Source organism: Moorena sp. SIO2C4 (genome assembly GCF_010672485.1).
Lineage (GTDB): Bacteria > Cyanobacteriota > Cyanobacteriia > Cyanobacteriales > Coleofasciculaceae > Moorena > Moorena producens.
This window is the reverse complement of the sequence record NZ_JAAHGN010000875.1, coordinates 1-3,285: the sequence shown is the minus strand read 5'-3', so window position 1 is coordinate 3,285 and position 3,285 is coordinate 1. Positions and strand designations below refer to the sequence as shown.

Here is a 3,285-nt window from a genome sequence, read left to right as displayed (position 1 = left end):
TGAATCCCCGCGTCTTTAGACCGGGGAGTGTCAAGGGCAGTATCTCAATATATAGCACTATAGCGCTTTTTATCCTCATGAGGTACACATATTTTTTTACCTCTTCCCTCTTCCCTCTTCCCATATCCGCTGCTCCCTGCTCCCTGCTCCCTGCCTCATAAGGGTAGGTTTTTTACATGACAGGTCAAACAGGGAGTGTGGGAAGTGTGGGAGGTGTGGGAAGTGTGGGGGGAGAAGCTCAAGTAAACAGAAAAGCACAGAAAAAAATAGAAAATAATATAAACAATCAGAAGAGAACAGAAGAGAACAGAAGAGAAGAAGTGGTTATTTTTTTTGTGTAAGGGCGATTGGGTCAGATCTGATCGAAGGGTTTATGGGGAGATGAGGAGATGGAAAGAATTATCCCGGAAATTATTGTATAATATAATACATAGTTTTCGGAATTTCTACGTAATTAAAGTACCTACTCGCTCATTTGTAAAAAACCTACCCTTGTAAGCTGCTCCCTGCTCCCTAAAACCAAAAAAATTGTACCTTACTAGATTAAAAACCGCTATACACATTAAGGTTAGGACATTCCTAAATTGCGAAACGTAAGTCTAAGCTGACTTCTGACTTCTGACTTCTGACTTCTGACTTGCGCGTAGGTCAATGTAGTGTAAAAAAAATCCCAATTAAAGTAGGGTGGGCAAAGTAATATTATCTAGAATACTCATTTGAACCAAACTGTTTTTGCCCACCCTACAAGCCTGTTCCCTTTGCTAGAGTATCTCAATATATCACTTCGGCTTTGTAAGCATCACGCGCCAAAAAACAAAAGCAATTAAAGATGTATAACCTAATACTGTTAGCCACTCCTGCAAAGTGCCGATACCAAATAAAACTGTGTTATCCATAAATACAAAAGTATTGAATATAAAATTTAGTTAACCATTCAGCCGTCAGCTGTCAGCCGTCAGCTGATAATAAACCCAGCGTAGCGTGCTTATCGCACAAACGGAATAATTTAATAGTTCGAGATTAATCATAATTTAAAGTCTGGATAAAAGCCCATCAAAGCATATACTGATAGCTGATAGCTGATAACTGATAGCTTACAAATTTAGCGCAATTCTCTTCCGAAGGGAAATAGAGACAGGGGAATTAATTTAAAATGCTGTTGGGCAAAGGGAATACCAATAATCGTAATGGCTAAAATTAGCCCTGATACCAAATGAGCCACAGCAATCTCCCAGCCAAAAGCGATCAACCAGATAATGTTAAAAATCATATTGAGGAGGCTACCAGCCTCTGAAGTTTCCTCAATTGTTCTGCCAAATGGTGCCAGAGTAGCGATGCCCAACTTTATAGCCTGTATTCCAAAGGGGATGCCAATAATAGTCAGACAAATCCCTAATCCACCGATAATGTAACCGGCACCAACAACTAAACCGCCGAAAATTAACCAGATAATGTTTCCTAAAAGGCTCATGACTCTATTTTATTAATTCCCTTGGTGCTACTTAACTATACCAGTTAATGGGATAAAGGACTTCGTCCTAGGTTTGAGGGAGTAGGGAGTAGGGAGTAGGGAGTAGGGAATAGGGGTAATAAAATTAAATGGTCTAATCCTGAAACATCACAGCAAAAAGCTCAGAGCAAACAGTGATCAGTCAACGTCACAGGGCTTTTGCTGTTGCTCTTCCAAAAACAGCTCTACAGCCCGATTAAACTCTTCCGGCTCTACTAAAAATGGCCAATGATTCCCATAAACTTGACGAATAGTTAGATTTTTGAGATAAGTTTTATAGGGTTTTAGCTGTCCATCGGAGCGATTAAGACCATTTTCTGGTACTATCAATACCGTAGGAATATCAATGATTTCCGTTAGTCCTGCTACGCGCATCACGTCTTCAAAAATCTCATTTCTGGCCTGAACCACAAATTTACTGCCCCAACTGCCATCAGGTTTAGGTTCAATGCTGGCTTGAAAGACGTTTTGCTGAAAGGGACTCCAGCCCCGGTATTGTTTTAATTGTTTAGCTTGTGCTTCCGCTTGCTCATAACTGACAAAGGGTCCCATAGCTTTTACAAAAGGCAAGACACGGAACAGTATGGGAAACAGAACCTTAAACCACATCGGAATTTTCCCGATGAAAAAGGGATCCACCAAAATTAGGCTGCGTAATCGCGATGGATTTTGCTTAGCCCAGATCGGAACTAATTTACCAGTCCAGGAGTGACCGAGGATATGAGCACTAGACCATCCTAGGTGATCCATTAAGGCTTCTAAATCCGCGATGTGATCATCAAAGGTATAGCCAAGATCCGGCTTGCTACTTTCCCCATGACCGCGCAGATCTGGAGCAACGATATGATACTTTGGGGCAAGGTAATCCCCGAGGCTAGACCACACTAGGGCATGGTCTGCTAATCCATGTAAGAGTAACAAGGGAGTTTGGCCTTGGTTCCATTCTAGGTAAGACAGTTGGATCTTTGGTAAGTCTAAGGTTTGACGTATGGGCATGATGGGATGATTGCGATTAAGCCATGGTACAGGCTTTCTTATTAGGTAAGCATTCAGCCGTCAGCTATCAGCGAACAGCGATTAGCGCTACGCGCACGCTACTTGAGCTGCTATCAGGCGCTTTAACTGCACGGGATCGGATGAGTAAAACCAGCAGGGATTTTCAACCAGTCGTACCAGCACCCCCTAGTTTGTTTACTACCTTCCGTTGATTAGCTGACGGCTGACAGCTGATAGCTGAATGCTTACCTTATTAGCTTCTTGTTCCGCTTTTAATTTTCGTAATCTAACTATACCTGGAGGAGGGTTTAGTTCTTGAGCTTTATGTTGCTGATGACTCCATTCCAGCCAGTCATAAATATATTGGCTGACAACTTCTTTGTTATTTAAGTAGTAAAGAATTGTAGCATAAACTTGTTCTAAGGTAATGGTGTAAAAACAGTTAAGAATTTCTTCTGGAGTACGATTACGATAAATGTACTCATACAGCACATTTTCAATGCCCACTCGGGTTCCTTTGATGCGAATATCATCAGGAGCCATAAAATCAAAATAGTCTTCTATTTTCATCAGTTCAATAATTGATAATTGATAATTTAAAAAGGACTGTTGATCCGGATTCCCCTCAAAGTACTGACAGGGTCCGCAATCGATTCAGCGCTGCTGCTAATTCCAAGGGGCGGAATTGAACTAAATCCCCTTCAGGAAAGAACGTTAGTACATCGAATCCTTCTTCTTCAATATCCCTCATCACCAGAGCTAAAATTTCCGATAGGGTA

At 41.4% G+C, this 3,285-nt stretch carries 6 protein-coding genes; 2 read left to right on the top strand and 4 right to left on the bottom strand.

From position 1 onward, the window contains the following. Positions 1-176: 176 nt before the first annotated feature. A complete protein-coding gene (locus F6K20_RS30675) occupies positions 177-341 on the top strand; it encodes a hypothetical protein (RefSeq protein ID WP_008190324.1) in 165 nt (54 codons plus the stop codon). A gap of 761 nt (positions 342-1,102) precedes the next feature. Here F6K20_RS30675 and F6K20_RS30670 read toward each other — a convergent pair. Beyond that, the gene (locus F6K20_RS30670) at positions 1,103-1,471 is read right to left on the bottom strand and encodes a YccF domain-containing protein (protein ID WP_008190325.1); all 369 of its coding nucleotides are present in this window, start codon (positions 1,469-1,471) and stop codon (positions 1,103-1,105) included. A gap of 177 nt (positions 1,472-1,648) precedes the next feature. After that, positions 1,649-2,506, bottom strand: a complete 858-nt coding sequence (locus F6K20_RS30665; protein ID WP_008190326.1) for an alpha/beta fold hydrolase — start codon at positions 2,504-2,506, stop codon at positions 1,649-1,651. A gap of 23 nt (positions 2,507-2,529) precedes the next feature. Here F6K20_RS30665 and F6K20_RS30660 point away from each other — a divergent pair, with 23 nt between their 5' ends. Continuing rightward, on the top strand, positions 2,530-2,718 hold the full coding sequence (locus F6K20_RS30660) for a hypothetical protein (protein WP_075873595.1): 189 nt from the start codon (positions 2,530-2,532) through the stop codon (positions 2,716-2,718). Here the strand turns inward: F6K20_RS30660 and F6K20_RS30655 are convergent. Both F6K20_RS30655 and F6K20_RS40230 read right to left on the bottom strand, forming a co-directional pair. Continuing rightward, complete coding sequence (locus tag F6K20_RS30655) at positions 2,705-3,076, bottom strand: DUF433 domain-containing protein (RefSeq protein WP_008190327.1); 372 nt, start codon at positions 3,074-3,076, stop codon at positions 2,705-2,707. The two genes, F6K20_RS30660 and F6K20_RS30655, sit on opposite strands and share 14 nt — an antisense overlap. 55 nt (positions 3,077-3,131) lie before the next feature. Continuing rightward, the coding region (locus tag F6K20_RS40230; protein ID WP_502708897.1) for a hypothetical protein at positions 3,132-3,285 on the bottom strand (154 nt) is incomplete at its 5' end.